The sequence below is a fragment of the Sphingobium sp. UBA5915 genome (assembly GCF_002431195.1).
In the GTDB taxonomy this organism is placed as follows: domain Bacteria; phylum Pseudomonadota; class Alphaproteobacteria; order Sphingomonadales; family Sphingomonadaceae; genus Sphingobium; species Sphingobium soli.
On record NZ_DJDV01000104.1, the window covers coordinates 2,833 to 3,070 of the forward strand.

Here is a 238-nt window from a genome sequence, read left to right on the forward strand (position 1 = left end):
GCACAATGGTCTCTCTGTCACGGCGAATGCTTGCGGCATGGGTCGCGCGATGGCCATGGTGTAGCATAATAGTGACGCCGCGTCGCCCTTTTAATCGTCCAATGTCAGGCGGGCAGCACCAGGCTGGCCTCCAGCCCCCCTTCCGGGCGGTTGGCGAGGAGGAGTTCGCCATGATGTTCGATCATGATCGCGCGGACGAGCGCAAGGCCCAGGCCCGCGCCGCCGGTTTCGCGGTTGC

The 238-nt window shown here is 64.7% G+C and carries 1 protein-coding gene; it reads right to left on the reverse strand.

What is annotated here, in order from left to right:
• Positions 1-104: 104 nt before the first annotated feature.
• Positions 105-238 (reverse strand): ATP-binding protein (locus tag B2V90_RS19130; protein WP_349681224.1); only part of this gene is annotated, 134 nt, incomplete at its 5' end.